Here is a 14416-nt window from a genome sequence, read left to right as displayed (position 1 = left end):
GGGATGAATTGTGGGGATGGATCAATTTGTTGATAAGGTAGTGAACTTGCGATAGATTGTTCTATCCATAGAACGATTGAAGTGTTACGGACCCGGCCATGCAAGACCTCAACGACATGCTGTATTTCGCCGAAGTGGTGGAGCGCGGTGGCTTTGCCGCTGCGGGCCGCGCCCTCGGCATCCCCAAGTCGCGCCTGTCGCGCCGGGTGTCTGACCTGGAGACGCAGCTGGGCGTGCGCCTGCTGCAACGCACCACCCGCAAGCTCTCGCTGACCGAAGTGGGCGAAGCCTATTTGCGCCACTGCCAGGCCATGCGCGAGTCGGCCCAGGCCGCGGCCGACACGGTGGCCCAGGTGCAGACCACACCGCGCGGCACCATCCGCGTGAGCTGCCCCGTGACGCTGGCGCAGACCGTGGTGGCCGAGCTGATGCCCCGGTTTCTGGCTCAGTACCCCGAGGTGCGCATCGACATGCTGGTGAGCAACCGCGCGGTGAATCTGGTGGAAGAGGGCATTGACGTGGCGCTGCGCGTGCGCCCCTCGGTGGATGACAGCGGCAGCATGGTCGTCAAGCGCTTGGACCACACCACACAGATCCTGGTGGCCAGCCCCGAGCTGCTGATCCGGCAGGGCACGCCCCAGACGCTGGACGACCTGGCCAAGCTCGACAGCATTGCCATGTCGGCCCCCGATGGCCGGTCCACCTGGAACCTGATCGGCCCCGGCGGCGTGCACCAAATGGTGCAGCACACCCCGCGTTACGTGGCGGACGACCTGCTCACGCTCAAGTACGCCGCCGTGGCGGGCACAGGCGTGTGTTGGATGCCCGACTACATGTGCCAGGAAGAAATGCGCGAGCGCAAGCTGGTGCGTGTATTGCCCGACTGGGCGCCCGCGCCCGCCATCGTGCACGCCGTGTTCCCCTCGCGCCGGGGGCTTTCGCCCGCCGTGCGGCGGTTTCTGGACTACCTGGGTGAGGCCATGCCCGGCCGCAGCAGCCTGAGCACGCGGCAGGCCATGCAGGGGCTCGACGGCGCGAACATCTGAGTTGCCAAGCGCAAATACGGCGCGGGTGCACGGGTTCGGTGGGTGGCACGCTTTTTAGCGCCACAATGCAACGAATTGCAACTGTGCGGGCTGCGCCCGTCCGTGTGGTCGGCACACGCGGCGGCCCGGGGACTTTTTGTGACCGCTCCACACCCCATCGACCAAGACATCCGGCAAGCCCGCGTGCACCCTGCCGTGCGTGCCATCGTGATCCCGCCGTGCCCCGAATCGCTGCTGCGCCTGCAGGAGATCGTGGCGGCGCCCGAGCTGGACTCGACCGCGCTGGAGCAGCTGGCATCTTCCGACGTGGCCCTGGCCGCCGCCGTGATGCGGCTGGCCAACAGCCCGCTGTACGGACTGGCCCAGCCGGTGCAGACCGTGGGCATGGCGCTGACGGTGCTGGGGCTGCAACCGGCGGTGGAGCTGCTGTCGGCCTTCATCACGCGCAACGCGCTGCAGGTGCGCTCGCCGTTGCTGGAGCATTTCTGGGAAAGCTCGCAGCGCCGCGCCATCGCGTGCGAGCACATCGGCCACCAGCTCTACAGCCTGGACCCGGGCCTGGGCTACAGCTTCGGGCTGTTCTGCCATGTGGGCATGCCGGTGCTGGTGAAGGCCGTGCGGGGCTATGCAGGCACCGTGACCGAGGCCCTGGCGCGCAAGGACCGCACCTTCACCCAGACCGAGAACGCCAGCCACCGCACTGACCACGCGGTGATGGGTGCCATCGTGGCGCGCACCTGGCATTTGCCGGGCGACGTGGCGCAGGCCATCTGGCTGCACCACGACTTTGCGTGCCTGAATGACGAGCGGTTTGATTCCACCGTGCGCCACCTGGTGGCGCTGGGCCTGCTGGCCGAGTTCCTGGTCAACCAGCACGACAACCTGCCGCCCACCCGGGAATGGTTGCAGCACGGCCGGGCCGGCATGGACCATCTGCATGTGACCCAGGACGAGCTAGACCATTGGATCGACGCACTGCACCCGGCGTTTGAGGCGGTGCGGTTCTGATGATTCTGGCGAGCGGCTGATCCGCCGCTGCCACGACGGGGCCGTCACGCTCGCCCCATGCGTACGTGGCGCAGCCCCTGTGTGGCCTGGCGGTGCGATTTTCAGCGCGCCGCTTCCAGCAGCTCCACCAGGCGCGTGTGCCCCCGCTGGGCCGCCAGCTGCGCCGCAGTCAGACCATCACTGTCCACCAGCGCCGGGTTGGCGCGCAGGGCCAGCAGCCGCTGCACGGTAGCGGTGTGGCCGTTCATGGCGGCCAGCATCAGGGCGGTTTTTCCTTCGGGGTCGCGGGCATCCACCGGTGTGCCCTGTTGCACGAGCGCTTCGACCTGTTGGGTCTGGCCCGTGCGCGCGGCCTCCCAGACGGTGCTGGGCAAGGCTGCACCCAGATTCTTTTGCATGGCAGGGGCTGCGGCAGCCGCGTGGTGGTCGCGCGCTGCAGAGTCAGCCATAGCGCTGCGGGCGGCTGGTGCGGCAGCCGGAGCGGCCTCCTGGAGAGCAGGTGCTGCGGAGGCAGCTGCGCGCTCGCGCCTTTCAGCACCGGATTCGGCACGGGGGGCTGCGGCCGTTGAGGGCGCGGGGGGCGATGCTGGGAAGCCGGAGAGGGCGCCTGCTGCGCGGGGCGCTGACAGGGCTTCCTGCTCAGTGGCCGAGGGCGATGCGGGGGGCGCCTTGGCCGCAGGCTGTTGGGCTGCCGGTATCTGCACAGGCGCGGGGGCGGCTACCGTGGAGGGCTTGGAGGGCAAGGCGTCGGCCGATGGGCCGGTGCTGTTCCGCGCATTGTTCTGCGCGCTATCGGGCGCGCGCGGAGTGGCTGGTGAGGGCTCAGCCGGTGGCTGCGGCGTTGGCGGGGCCGCTGGCGCTGGGGCTGCCGGTGCCTCGGCCCGGCGGTGGCTGAAAGCGGTGTCTCGCTCTTCTGGCGTGCCGCGTTCAAATTGCAGCATCAGCCAGCCGGTCAGCCCCACCACGGCCACCGTGGCCAGGGCCGAAATCTTCCAGCGGGCCTGGTTGGCGGCAGGGGCTGACACGGGGCCTGCTGATGCCGATGCCGCAGCCTTGGCGATCATCTGGGCGTGCGCACGCACGGCCTCGCGCACATGCGCGCCGGGGCGGGCGCCTTCCTGCTCGCTGGCTTCGTGGTAGCGCCGGACCAGTTCGTCGTCCTGCCGGGTCATGCAAACTCCTTGAGGTGCTGGCGCAGACTGGCCCGTGCGTAGCGCAGGCGGCTCTTGGCGGTTTCAAAATTCACGCCGGTGGCCTCGGCAATCTCCTGCACGCTCAGGTCGCCTTCGGCCTGCAGCAAAAAGGCCTCGCGCTGCTCCAGCGGCAACTGCTCTACCGCCGCAATCAGCGCAGCCGCCTGCTCGCGCGACTGCAGTTGCCGCACGGGCCCAAAGCCCGAATCAGCCACCAGCGTGTCGGCCAGCGTGCGCGCATCGTCGTCGCTCGCATCCAGGCTGGTGTGGTGCTTGGCGGTTCGCAGGTGGTCCACCAGCCGGTGGTGTGCCAGCGTGAACAGCCAGGTGCGGAACTTGGCTTTCACCTCGTAGCGGCTGGCATTGCGCGCCACGGCAAACCACACGTCCTGCAGCAGGTCGTCGGCCACGGCCTGCACCTTGACGCTGCGAAACACAAACCGCCAGACGGCCAGCTCGTGCCGGGCGTAGAGCCGGTCAAAAGCGGCCATGTCGCCACCGGCGTAGCGCAGCATCAGCGTCTCGTCGGTGTCGCTGGCTTCGTCAGAGGGCGGGGCGGTGGGCACCCGGGCATTATGCGAGGCCCTCATCCAGCGCATACCCGGGCAAACGGGGGCGTCTTCCAAGCTTATCGAGGGTCAGGCACGTACGATGGGGTGTCTGATTGCGGAAACGCGCGGGGCGCCTGCGGTGGGGCAACGGGCTCACGGATCACGCCGGCAGCAACCAGGTTGTCGCGGCTGTCGTAGCGGATGCTGATGATTTCGTTGGGGCGGTCCTGCAGCCGGTTGAAGGTGGTGTGCGAGACAACCGAGGTCTCGCGCTGGCCGTGCGCCGTGCCCAGCTTGGCCGACGGCATGGGGGCGGCCTTGGCCACACTGTCGGCAGATTGCGAGCGGGCAGAGGATTCGGCCTCGGCCGACGGAACTGGGGCAGCAGGCGCACCGGCAGCCCCAGCGGCTGCGGGCGACGCGGGTTCTTCCCGCAGGCGCCCGAGGCCCAGGCCGTTGTCGCGGCGCTGGCTGTAGGGCTCGGGGGTGAATGCCGGGGCCGGTTGGGGCACCGGTGGCTGTTCGCGGAACAGCGCCACGCCAATCACTCCCACGTGGGCCGGGCGGCCCGTGCGGGCGGCATACGAGTTGGCGATGTGGGAGAACTCGAAGGCCGCGACCTCGCTGTTGCTCTTGCGCCAGCCGGTGATCTGGTAGCGCTCGTGGGGAGAGAAGACGTACCCGCCCTGTCCCCACCCAGCGGTTTCGCCGCTGAGCACATTGACGCCGTCCACCGAGGGCACGGCCAACACCCGCTCGCCCAGCCGGTTGCGCACGGTGATGGCATAGCGCGCACCGGGCCGCCCGGCCACCCAGTATTCGCCCCGGGCGTAGTGCACCGGTAGCGTGGCGCCGGTATCGCGGTCCACGATGGTGACATCGGCCAGGCGGCCAATGGCCTGGGCGGGAGGGCTGGTCAGCGCCATCAGGGCGGCCAGGGAGGCGTATGCCGTCAGGGCAGGGAGGGCGAGTGAACCGGGTTTCATGGCAGCTCCATCAAAAAAGTGAGGGGTGCTGGGTGAAACGAACGGGGCGGTGGAATGGGGTTAAGCCCGCGTAAAAAATCAGCTGACGCGTTCACGGGCCACGGAAATTCGCTGTTTTTAGATGATTTGGCGATTAAATAACAAGAATTAAGTCGTTTGGGTTTTAAAGCGTGGCTCGCAGAATGCCAAAGCTGTGACCACCACCACCTCCATCATCATCGTTCCCGGCTGGCGCGACTCCGGCCCCGGCCACTGGCAGAGCCTGTGGGCCGAGCGCCTGCCGAACGCGCGCCGTGTGGTGCAGGACGACTGGATCACGCCCACCCGGTCCGCATGGGTGAGCCAGCTGGAAAAGACGGTGCTGGCAGCGCCGCACCCCGTGGTGGTCGTGGCGCACAGTCTGGGCTGCATTGCCACCACCCACATGGGCCCTGAGGCTGCGGCCAAGGTCTGCGGCGCGCTGCTGGTGGCCCCGGCTGACCCCGAGCGCCGGGCCATCCTGAGCGACTTTGCGCCCGTGCCCTATGCCGCACTGCCTTACCGCAGTATCGTGGTGGCCAGCAGCAACGACCCGTTTTGCCCCATCCGTCTGGCTGGCGCCTATGCGCGGGCCTGGGGCAGCGAGTTCGTGCGCATGCAAAACGCAGGGCACATCAACATCGAGTCTGGCCACGGCGAATGGCCACTGGGCTGGGCGCTGCTGCAGTCGCTGGAAGGCGACCACGCCACCGTGCCGCAACGCCCCGCAGCCTCGACACACGCATCGTCTGCAGTCGCCTGATTGCTATATTGTTGATAGCATTTGACGCTTGATTGACAAGCACTAGAAGCACTTTTGGCTTGAAATTTCATGCGCGGGGCCTCGGCCTTCCAGAAGGCGTGCAATCGTTTCCTGGAGTCCGATGAAAAATCTATATGCCAATATACGATTAATTAACAAGAATATATTCTTTTGAGTTTTAAAGAGGCCTCCGCACAATGCGGTATCTCCAGCAATTTTTGGGCGACACACCATGACTTCTCTGAAACTCAAGACCCTCCTGGCCTCCGTGGCCCTGGCCGCGAGCGGCATGGCTGCCGCACAGAACTCGCTGCTCAACGTGTCGTACGACGTGGCCCGCGAGTTCTACAAGGACTACAACACCGCTTTTGCCGCCCACTACAAGAAGACCACCGGCCAGGACGTGAAGATCGACCAGTCGCACGCCGGCTCCAGCGCCCAGGCGCGGGCCGTGAACGACGGTCTGGCCGCCGACGTGGTGACCATGAACACGACCACTGACGTGCAGTTCCTGGCCGACAACGGCGTGGTCGCCAAGGACTGGGCCAAGAAGTTTCCCAACGACGCATCGCCCACCACTTCGACCATGCTGTTCCTGGTGCGCAATGGCAACCCCAAGGGCATCAAGGACTGGGACGACCTCATCAAGCCCGGCGTGCAGGTGATTGTGGTGAACCCCAAGACCGGCGGCAACGGCCGCTATGCCTACCTGGCCGCCTGGGGCGCCGTGCGTGAAAAGGGCGGCACCGAAGCGCAGGCCGCCGAGTTTGTAGGCAAGCTCTACAAGAACGTGCCCGTGCTGGCCAAGGGTGGGCGTGACGCCACCGCCACCTTCCTGCAGCGCAACCAGGGCGACGTGCTCATCACCTTTGAATCCGAAGTGGTCTCCATCGATCGCGAATTTGGCGCGGGCAAGGTCGATGCCATCTACCCCTCAGTGAGCGTGGTGGCCGAGAACCCCGTGGCCGTCGTGGAGCGCACCGTGGCCAAAAAGGGCACGGCCCAGCTGGCCAAGGCCTACCTGGACTACCTGTACTCGGATGAAGCGCAAGAGATCGCCGCCAAGCACGCCATCCGCCCTCGCTCGGAAAAAGTGCTCAAGAAGTACGAAGCCACGTTCAAGCCGCTCAAGCAGTTCACGGTGGCCAAGTATTTTGGTTCGCTGACCGAAGCACAGAAGGTGCACTTCAACGACGGCGGCCAGTTCGACAAGCTCTACACCCCTGGCGCCAAGTAAGCCCGCCTCGCTTCTGACTCACCTATGACCACTGCGACTGCTGTGGCCGCAGCCCCGGCCGGACGGCGCACGCCCAAGCGTGTGCTACCCGGCTTCGGGCTGTCTCTGGGCTACACCCTGTTTTACTTGAGCATCATCGTGCTGATCCCGCTGTCGGCACTGATCTTCAAGACCTTCACCCTCACCTGGGACCAGTTCTGGGCGGCCATCAGTGCGCCGCGCGTGCTGGCTTCATACCGGCTCACCTTTGGCGCATCGCTGATGGCGGCGCTGGTCAACCTGGTGTTTGGCCTGCTGATCGCCTGGGTGCTGGTGCGCTACAAGTTTCCGGGCAAGAAGATCGTGGACGCGCTGGTGGACCTGCCGTTTGCGCTGCCTACGGCTGTGGCGGGCATCTCGCTCACCGCCCTGCTGGCGGGCAATGGCTGGGTGGGCAGCATTCTGGAGCCCATGGGTATCCAGCTCGCGTTCAAGCCCGCAGGCATCGTGATTGCGCTGATCTTCATCGGCCTGCCGTTTGTGGTGCGCACGGTGCAACCGGTCCTGGAGGATGCCGAGAAAGAACTCGAAGAAGCTGCCACCTGCCTGGGCGCCACGCGGTGGCAGACCTTCACCATGGTCATCCTGCCCTCCATCACGCCCGCACTGCTCACCGGCTTTGCCATGGCGTTTGCGCGGGCCGTGGGTGAATATGGCTCGGTGATCTTCATCGCCGGCAACATGCCCATGGTGTCGGAGATCACGCCGCTGATCATCATCGGCAAGCTGGAGCAGTACGACTACGCAGGCGCCACCGCGGTGGCTGTGGTGATGCTGGTCATCTCCTTCATCCTGCTGCTCATCATCAACGCGCTGCAAGCCTGGCAGCGCCGCCACGCGGGGGCTCCGGCATGAGCGGCAACAACTCCCGAACCATTCGCCGTGCACAAGCAGGCACCACGGAAGCGCGGTGGGTGCGCTACACGCTGATCGGCGTTGCGCTGGCGTTCATGCTGCTGTTTTTGGTGCTGCCACTGGCCGCAGTGTTTGCCGAGGCGCTGCGCAAGGGCTTTGGCGCGTACCTCGAAGGCCTGCGCGAGCCCGATGCCTGGTCGGCCATCAAGCTCACACTGATCACCGCACTCATCGCGGTGCCGCTGAACCTGGTGTTTGGTGTGGCGGCGGCCTGGTGCATTGCCAAGTACGAGTTCAGAGGCAAGGCCTTTCTGACCACGCTGGTGGACCTGCCGTTCTCGGTATCGCCCGTGGTAGCCGGGCTGGTGTATGTGCTCATGTTCGGCGCCAACGGCTGGTTTGGTCCCTGGTTGCAGGAGCACGACATCAAGATCATCTTTGCCGTGCCGGGCATCGTGCTGGCTACCATCTTCGTGACCTTCCCGTTCATCGCGCGCGAGCTGATCCCGCTGATGCAGGCTCAGGGCAACGACGAGGAGCAGGCCGCGATCGTGCTGGGTGCCAGCGGCTGGCAGACCTTTTGGTATGTGACGCTGCCCAACATCAAGTGGGGCCTGCTGTACGGCGTGATCCTGTGCAACGCACGCGCCATGGGCGAGTTTGGCGCGGTGTCGGTGGTGTCGGGCCACATCCGGGGGCAGACCAACACCATTCCGCTGCACGTCGAGATTCTCTACAACGAATACCAGTCCGTGGCAGCGTTCGCTGCCGCCTCGCTGCTGGCTCTGCTGGCATTGGTCACGCTGGTCATCAAGACGATTGCCGAACACCGCAATGAACAGGCTCTGAAGGCCGCCGCAGAACTCCCCCCCGAGCGGCCCTCCCAAGGAACGACACCATGAGCATCGAAATCCGTAACGTCAGCAAGCAGTTTGGTGATTTCCAGGCCCTGCGCGATGTGAGCCTCGATATCGCCTCGGGCGAACTCATCGCGCTGCTGGGCCCCTCGGGCTGCGGCAAGACCACGCTGCTGCGCATCATCGCGGGCTTGGAGACGGCCGATGTGGGCACCATCCACTTCAGCGGCGAAGACACCACCGACGTGCATGTGCGCGAGCGCAACGTGGGCTTCGTGTTCCAGCACTACGCACTGTTCCGCCACATGACGGTGTTCGAAAACGTGGCCTTTGGCCTGCGCGTCAAGCCCCGCAGCGAGCGCCCGAGCGAGGCGCAGATCAAGAAAAAGGTGATGGACCTGCTCAAGCTGGTGCAGCTCGACTGGCTGGCCGAGCGCTACCCCTCGCAGCTGTCGGGCGGCCAGCGCCAGCGCATCGCCCTGGCCCGCGCCCTGGCGGTGGAGCCCAAGGTGCTGCTGCTGGATGAACCCTTTGGCGCGCTGGACGCCAAGGTGCGCAAGGAACTGCGCCGCTGGCTGCGCCGCCTGCACGACGAGCTGCATGTCACCTCCATCTTCGTGACCCACGACCAGGAAGAAGCGCTGGAAGTGGCCGACCGCGTGGTGGTGATCAACCAGGGCAAGATCGAGCAGAGTGGCTCGCCCCAGCAGGTGTGGGACCAGCCCGCCAGCCCATTCGTGTATGGCTTTTTGGGCGACGTGAATCTGTTCCATGGGCGTGCCCACGAGGGTCTGGTGCATCTCGAAGGCATGCAGATCGACTCGCCCGAGCACCAGGCCGCACAGAACGCCAAGGCCTTTGCCTATGTGCGTCCGCACGACCTGGACGTGGAGCGTTACTCCCCCGGCGCAGGTCTGGACGCCGAGGGCCGCCCCCGTGGCATCGTGGCCCAGCTGAGCCGCGCCATTGTGGTGGGGCCGATTGCGCGACTGGAACTTATTCCCTCGGGCGACCACAAACCAGCGGACAATGCGTCCCCGGACCCCTTGATCGAAGCGCAGATCCCTGCGCAGCAGTTCAAGGAGATGGGTTTCAAAGAGGGCGAAACGCTGGTGGTGACACCGCGCCGCGCCCGAGTGTTTTTGGATCACGCCGCTGGGATTTGATTCTCCCTGAGCCGCTTCGCGTCTTCCCCCGAGGGGACGACGACCTCTTCTGCGGGACGGCCCTTGCTGGCCGTCCGCATGCTTGGGGAGTAACGGTTTCAGAGGCAATGCCCTGGGCGGTTACTGTTGGATGAGGGATAACAAAGATGTTGTTGAACTGGATCGATCAGGCCCCGCGCCGCGTGCTGGCACTGATCAGCATGGCCTGTGTGGCGATGCTGGCCTTTGGCATGTACCTGCAACACGTGGTGGGCCTGGAGCCTTGCCCCATGTGCATCGTGCAGCGCTATGCACTCATTGGCGTGGCAGTCTTCACCGCCCTGGCAAGCGCACGGGGCAATAAGGGCTGGTGGATGACCTGGGCGGTATTGGCTGTGCTCACTGCCGGGTTTGGCGCCTTTGTGGCGGCCCGCCAGAGCTGGCTGCAGTGGTACCCCCCGGAGATCGCCACCTGTGGCCGCGACTTCTACGGCATGATCGAAAACTACCCCATCAGCCGCGCCATACCCATGATCTTCCGAGGCTCGGGAGATTGCACTGCGATTGACTGGACCTTCCTGGGTGGCTCGATTGCCAACTGGTCGTTCGTCTGCTTCGTGGGGTTTGGCCTGGTGCTGCTGGTACTGTTGGCGCGAGCGCTGAAGGGCGGCAACAAGCGGGGCGCAGGCTATTCGATGGCCTGATGCCTGTGGTGTACAGACTTTCATGAAAAAGGCGCTCCGTGGAGCGCCTTTTCTGTTCAGGGGCGGACTTCAAACGCCAGGCCTTCTGCTGCAAGAAGCGCAGACCGCCCCGGAGTGCCTGGGCAACCGCAAGGGTGCAGGCTAGCCCGGCACCACGCCCCCAGCGTCCAGCGCCGGCGGACGCAGAAGGTCCTCGTTGATGCCCATGGTCTGGCTGGCGCGCTCCACGGCCTGCCACAGGGGAGCGGGCATTTGCAAGATCTCGTCAGGCGAGGCAGATCGTGCAATCCACGCGCTGATTTGCACGTGCTGCTCACGGGTGAGCAGGTCCAGGTTCAGCATCTCGTCGATGATCTTCATGTAGGGTCCATCAAGGGTTCTTGGAAAGGGCTCTGCGCTGTGAATCTGAGCAGGGCTTGGGGCGTGCGCACGGCCGACAGAGGGGGTGTTCTGGCCACCCTTGGTGCCTGGAGCGTGGGGTGTCTGAAGAAGATGATGCCCGAAGCACAGATCTCAAGCAGGGCCGGGACATTAGTGTCAGTCTGCCACTCCGGCTCCGTTCGGAAACAGCACGCCTTCCGTGCCGTCCAACCAGGCGGGCAATTTGGGCATCACATGGTCAAACAGCGGGTTGGACTGCCACTGCGCCAGCCAGGCCTGCAAGCGCGGCCAAGGCTGGGCGCTCCACCAAGCGGCGTCAATGCCCGCAAACTGCCGTACGAAGGGCGCAATGGCCATGTCGGCAAGGGTTGCCCGGTCGCCAAACAGACCGGTGCATTCGGTCAGTCTGCTCTCCAGCGTTTGCAACCAATCCACGGCTTGGGCGCGTGCCAGGGCCGCGTCGGCATCGGGGTAGCGGCCGGGGTATTTGCACCGGTCCAACGCCTGCTTGAAAGGGCCGTCGCATTCTGCAATCAGCGCCAGCATGTCCGCCACGGTGCCGTTGCTGGGGTTGAGCCAGCCTTCCGGGTCGTGCTGCGCCAGCGCCCACAGCATGATGTCCAGGCTCTGCTCCAGCACCTGGCCGCTGGGCAGCACCAGCACCGGCACAGTGCCTTTGGGCGATGCCAGCAGCAAACCCTGGGGCTTGTTCTTGAGCACCACCTCGCGCAGTTCGCAAGCCTGGCCACTCACGGCCAGGGCCAGGCGGGCGCGCATGGCATAAGGACAGCGGCGGAAGGAGTACAGGATGGGCAGGGCGGTCACGCCGTGTCACCCATACCATCGTCGCCCGCGCCCGAGCCCTGGCCTGCACTGCGCTCGGGGCGGCCGGGTTGCTGTGCGCCGATGTGCTCCTGCCCGCGTTGCCGGGCCAGTTGCATCTGGCGCTCGCGCTCGGCCAGGGCGCGTTCCTGCTCGGGCGTGCGGGTGCCGTGGCAGTACGGGCAGCTCACGCCGGGCACGTAATGGGGCGACTGCAGTTCGGCCTCTCCCAGTGGCATGCGGCAGGAGCGGCACAGCTGGTAGTGGCCTGGTGCGAGGCCGTGGCCTACGGACACGCGCTCGTCAAACACAAAGCAGTCACCCTGCCAGCGGCTGGATTCTTCGGGCACGGTTTCCAGGTATTTGAGGATGCCGCCTTCCAGGTGGTAGACCTCGTCAAAGCCTTGCGATTTGAGGAGCGCAGTGGATTTTTCGCAGCGGATGCCGCCGGTGCAGAACATGGCGACTTTGGGCTTGCCTGCCAGCACGCCGCCGGGTTGTTTCTCTTTTTCGACCCAGGCCGGGAACTCCGCAAAGGTCTGCGTGTGTGGGTTGATGGCGCGCTCAAACGTGCCAATGCCCACCTCGTAGTCGTTGCGCGTGTCCACCACCACCACGCCCGGGTCGTCGATGAGGGCGTTCCAGTCCTCGGGTTTGACGTAGGTGCCCGCATTGCGCGCGGGGTTCAGGCCCGGCACGCCCAGGGTGACGATCTCGCGCTTGAGGCGCACGCGCATGCGATAGAAGGGTATGCGCTCGGCCAGCGCCTCCTTGTGCTGCAGGGCGGCAAAGCGCGCATCGCTGCGCAGCCACGCCAGCACGGCGTGCACGCCCTGCGGTTCGCCCGCAATGGTGCCGTTGATGCCCTCGGGCGCCAGCAGCAGCATGCCGCGCACGCCATGGGCGTCGCACAGGGCCTGCAGGGGCTCGCGCAGCGCTGCGAAGTCGGGCAGGTCCACAAACTGGTAAAGCGCGGCGGTGAGAAAGCGGGGTGTGACCGAGTCCACGAATTGGGCGTTTTTGAAACAGGAAAGGTGATGATAGCTGTCACCTTTCGTTACGATGCGGGGTTACCAACGCTGCTTGCAAGGTGGTCGCATGAGCAAGGAATCCACTCTCAATCTGTTCCGTCGGCTGGAGCAGCTCAACGGCATCGGCGCCGCGCTCTCGCGCGAGCGGGACATCGACCGGCTGCTGGAGAACATCCTGGAGGCCGCCAAGACCATCACCGGGGCCGATGGCGGCACGCTCTACAGCGTGACGGAAGACCAGTCAGCCCTCAAGTTCGAGATCCTGCGCACGGATTCGCTGGGCATCCGCCTCGGGGGCACGACCGGCAAGCCCATCGAGCTGCCGCTGCTGCCCCTGCGCACGGTCGATGGCGCGCCCAACGATTCGCTGGTGGCGGCCCACGCTGCAATCCACGACCGCACGGTGAACATTGCCGACGCTTACAGCGCGGCGGGGTTTGATTTTTCGGGCACACGCGCGTTTGATGTGCGCACGGGCTACCGGTCGCAGTCGTTCCTCACGGTGCCGATGAAGAACCACGATCTTGAACTCATCGGCGTGCTGCAGCTCATCAATGCGCGCGACCCGGAGACAGGCGAAGTCATCACTTTCTCGCAAGCCGACCAGAGCTTGGCCGAGTCGCTCGCGTCGCAAGCGGCCATTGCGCTGACCAACCGGCTGCTCATCACGCAGCTCGAGCGGCTGTTTGAGTCGTTTGTGAACCTGATCAACCTGGCCATCGACGAAAAATCGCCCTACACCGGCGGCCACTGCCAGCGCGTGCCGGCCCTCACCATGATGCTGGCCGAAGCCGTGGATGCCACCCGCGAGGGGCCGCTGGCTGCGTTCAAGATGAGCGACCGCGACCGCTACGAACTCAAGATGGCGGGCCTGCTGCACGACTGCGGCAAGATTACCACGCCCGTGCATGTGGTGGACAAGGCGACCAAGCTGCAAACCATCTACGACCGCATCGGCCTGGTGGACACGCGGTTTGAAGTGCTCAAGCGCGATGCCGAGCTGGTTGCGCTGCGCCGCCAGCTGGCGCTGCGCCCGGTGGTGGACGCGCGTGCCGAGGGGCAGGAGCTGCAGGCCCTGCAGCACGAGATCCAGGCGCTGGAGGACGACCGCGAGTTTCTGCGCCACTGCAACACCGGCACCGAGGCCATGCGCCCCGAGGACCAGCAGCGTGTGCGCGACATCGCCGCCATGCGCCACTGGCGCAACCCGCAAGGCGTTCAGACGAGCTTTTTGACGGCCGAGGAGGTGGAGAACCTCACCATCCGAGCCGGCACCCTGAACCAGGCCGAGCGCGACACCATCAACTACCACATCGTTGCCACCATCAAGATGCTGGAGACGCTGCCCTGGCCGCGGCACCTCCAAAACGTGCCCGAATACGCAGGCGGCCACCACGAGCGCATGGACGGCAAGGGCTACCCGCGCGGCCTCACGCGCGAGCAGATGTCGCTGCAGGCCCGCATGATGGGCGTCGCCGACATCTTCGAGGCGCTCACGGCGGCCGACCGGCCTTACAAGAGCGGCATGACCTTGTCGCAGGCGCTGGCCATCATGTGCCGCATGCGGGACAACGGACACATCGACCCCGACCTGTTCGAGGTGTTTGTGCGGGAGCGTGTGTACCTGCGGTATGGCGAACAGTTTCTGGAGGCGGGGCAGGTGGACGCGGTGGATGTGACGGCGATGGGTTTTTGATTTCGCCGGGCGCCCGGGTGGCGCATCGTCCCATAGCGCGCACCGATGCCTTCGGATGGTTTGCTATTTAATTGATAGCTATTA

15 protein-coding genes are annotated in these 14416 nt (G+C 65.5%); 9 read left to right on the top strand and 6 right to left on the bottom strand.

The window, feature by feature from the left end; all coding sequences use genetic code 11:
* Window positions 1-98: 98 nt before the first annotated feature.
* Complete coding sequence (locus C8C99_RS10175; RefSeq protein ID WP_108625670.1) at window positions 99-1046, top strand: LysR family transcriptional regulator; 948 nt, start codon at window positions 99-101, stop codon at window positions 1044-1046.
* A gap of 138 nt (window positions 1047-1184) precedes the next feature.
* Window positions 1185-2054, top strand: a complete 870-nt coding sequence (locus tag C8C99_RS10170; RefSeq protein ID WP_108627114.1) for an HDOD domain-containing protein — start codon at window positions 1185-1187, stop codon at window positions 2052-2054.
* Window positions 2055-2155: 101 nt separating this feature from the next.
* On the opposite strand, the gene C8C99_RS10165 is transcribed toward C8C99_RS10170, so the two are convergent.
* The 3 genes from C8C99_RS10165 to C8C99_RS10155 are packed head-to-tail and all read right to left on the bottom strand — an operon-like array spanning window position 2156 to window position 4784.
* Window positions 2156-3226: an ankyrin repeat domain-containing protein gene (locus C8C99_RS10165; protein ID WP_108625669.1), complete on the bottom strand. Its 1071-nt coding sequence runs from the start codon at window positions 3224-3226 to the stop codon at window positions 2156-2158.
* A complete protein-coding gene (locus tag C8C99_RS10160; protein ID WP_369867245.1) occupies window positions 3223-3837 on the bottom strand; it encodes a sigma-70 family RNA polymerase sigma factor in 615 nt (204 codons plus the stop codon). Before C8C99_RS10160 ends, C8C99_RS10165 begins: the two co-directional genes overlap by 4 nt.
* Before the next feature lie 38 nt (window positions 3838-3875).
* On the bottom strand, window positions 3876-4784 hold the full coding sequence (locus C8C99_RS10155; protein ID WP_108625668.1) for a hypothetical protein: 909 nt from the start codon (window positions 4782-4784) through the stop codon (window positions 3876-3878).
* Window positions 4785-4977: 193 nt separating this feature from the next.
* Between C8C99_RS10155 and C8C99_RS10150 the strand changes: the two genes are divergently transcribed.
* From C8C99_RS10150 to C8C99_RS10125, 6 genes are all read left to right on the top strand, one after another.
* A complete protein-coding gene (locus C8C99_RS10150; protein WP_056640454.1) occupies window positions 4978-5565 on the top strand; it encodes an alpha/beta hydrolase in 588 nt (195 codons plus the stop codon).
* Window positions 5566-5797: 232 nt separating this feature from the next.
* Window positions 5798-6802, top strand: coding sequence for a sulfate ABC transporter substrate-binding protein (locus C8C99_RS10145; protein WP_108625667.1), 1005 nt, complete (start codon window positions 5798-5800; stop codon window positions 6800-6802).
* Window positions 6803-6826: 24 nt separating this feature from the next.
* Window positions 6827-7696 (top strand): sulfate ABC transporter permease subunit CysT, encoded by an 870-nt coding sequence (gene cysT / locus C8C99_RS10140; protein ID WP_108625666.1) that lies wholly within the window; start codon window positions 6827-6829, stop codon window positions 7694-7696.
* A complete protein-coding gene (gene cysW, locus C8C99_RS10135; protein ID WP_108625665.1) occupies window positions 7693-8598 on the top strand; it encodes a sulfate ABC transporter permease subunit CysW in 906 nt (301 codons plus the stop codon). Before cysT ends, cysW begins: the two co-directional genes overlap by 4 nt.
* Complete coding sequence (locus C8C99_RS10130) at window positions 8595-9719, top strand: sulfate/molybdate ABC transporter ATP-binding protein (protein WP_056640465.1); 1125 nt, start codon at window positions 8595-8597, stop codon at window positions 9717-9719. Before cysW ends, C8C99_RS10130 begins: the two co-directional genes overlap by 4 nt.
* Window positions 9720-9865: 146 nt before the next feature.
* Window positions 9866-10402: a disulfide bond formation protein B gene (locus C8C99_RS10125; RefSeq protein WP_108625664.1), complete on the top strand. Its 537-nt coding sequence runs from the start codon at window positions 9866-9868 to the stop codon at window positions 10400-10402.
* Window positions 10403-10543: 141 nt separating this feature from the next.
* Here the strand turns inward: C8C99_RS10125 and C8C99_RS10120 are convergent, their stop codons facing one another.
* The 3 genes from C8C99_RS10120 to C8C99_RS10110 all read right to left on the bottom strand — a co-directional run bounded on the left by C8C99_RS10120 (window position 10544) and on the right by C8C99_RS10110 (window position 12612).
* The gene (locus C8C99_RS10120) at window positions 10544-10762 is read right to left on the bottom strand and encodes a hypothetical protein (protein ID WP_108625663.1); all 219 of its coding nucleotides are present in this window, start codon (window positions 10760-10762) and stop codon (window positions 10544-10546) included.
* A 177-nt stretch (window positions 10763-10939) separates the two neighbouring features.
* The gene (locus tag C8C99_RS10115; protein ID WP_108625662.1) at window positions 10940-11608 is read right to left on the bottom strand and encodes a glutathione S-transferase; all 669 of its coding nucleotides are present in this window, start codon (window positions 11606-11608) and stop codon (window positions 10940-10942) included.
* Window positions 11605-12612: a rhodanese-related sulfurtransferase gene (locus C8C99_RS10110; protein ID WP_108625661.1), complete on the bottom strand. Its 1008-nt coding sequence runs from the start codon at window positions 12610-12612 to the stop codon at window positions 11605-11607. Before C8C99_RS10110 ends, C8C99_RS10115 begins: the two co-directional genes overlap by 4 nt.
* 91 nt (window positions 12613-12703) lie before the next feature.
* On the opposite strand from C8C99_RS10110, the gene C8C99_RS10105 reads away from it, so the two are divergent.
* The gene (locus C8C99_RS10105) at window positions 12704-14332 is read left to right on the top strand and encodes an HD family phosphohydrolase (RefSeq protein WP_108625660.1); all 1629 of its coding nucleotides are present in this window, start codon (window positions 12704-12706) and stop codon (window positions 14330-14332) included.
* The last annotated feature ends 84 nt before the right edge of the window (window positions 14333-14416 follow it).

Source organism: Acidovorax sp. 107 (assembly GCF_003058055.1).
Classification (GTDB): Bacteria; Pseudomonadota; Gammaproteobacteria; order Burkholderiales; family Burkholderiaceae_C; genus Acidovorax.
The sequence above is the reverse complement of the archived record's forward strand: the minus strand, read 5'-3'. Positions and strand labels throughout refer to the sequence as shown.

What these genes read in the sequence shown, in the direction of transcription:
- C8C99_RS10165 (WP_108625669.1), bottom strand. Translation starts at nt 3,226, where the DNA reads ATGACCCGGCAGGACGACGAACTGGTCCGGCGCTACCACGAAGCCAGC.
- C8C99_RS10130 (WP_056640465.1), top strand. Translation starts at nt 8,595, where the DNA reads ATGAGCATCGAAATCCGTAACGTCAGCAAGCAGTTTGGTGATTTCCAG.
- C8C99_RS10155 (WP_108625668.1), bottom strand. Translation starts at nt 4,784, where the DNA reads ATGAAACCCGGTTCACTCGCCCTCCCTGCCCTGACGGCATACGCCTCC.
- C8C99_RS10120 (WP_108625663.1), bottom strand. Translation starts at nt 10,762, where the DNA reads ATGAAGATCATCGACGAGATGCTGAACCTGGACCTGCTCACCCGTGAG.
- cysW (WP_108625665.1), top strand. Translation starts at nt 7,693, where the DNA reads ATGAGCGGCAACAACTCCCGAACCATTCGCCGTGCACAAGCAGGCACC.
- C8C99_RS10175 (WP_108625670.1), top strand. Translation starts at nt 99, where the DNA reads ATGCAAGACCTCAACGACATGCTGTATTTCGCCGAAGTGGTGGAGCGC.
- C8C99_RS10160 (WP_369867245.1), bottom strand. Translation starts at nt 3,837, where the DNA reads ATGAGGGCCTCGCATAATGCCCGGGTGCCCACCGCCCCGCCCTCTGAC.
- cysT (WP_108625666.1), top strand. Translation starts at nt 6,827, where the DNA reads ATGACCACTGCGACTGCTGTGGCCGCAGCCCCGGCCGGACGGCGCACG.
- C8C99_RS10105 (WP_108625660.1), top strand. Translation starts at nt 12,704, where the DNA reads ATGAGCAAGGAATCCACTCTCAATCTGTTCCGTCGGCTGGAGCAGCTC.
- C8C99_RS10145 (WP_108625667.1), top strand. Translation starts at nt 5,798, where the DNA reads ATGACTTCTCTGAAACTCAAGACCCTCCTGGCCTCCGTGGCCCTGGCC.
- C8C99_RS10125 (WP_108625664.1), top strand. Translation starts at nt 9,866, where the DNA reads ATGTTGTTGAACTGGATCGATCAGGCCCCGCGCCGCGTGCTGGCACTG.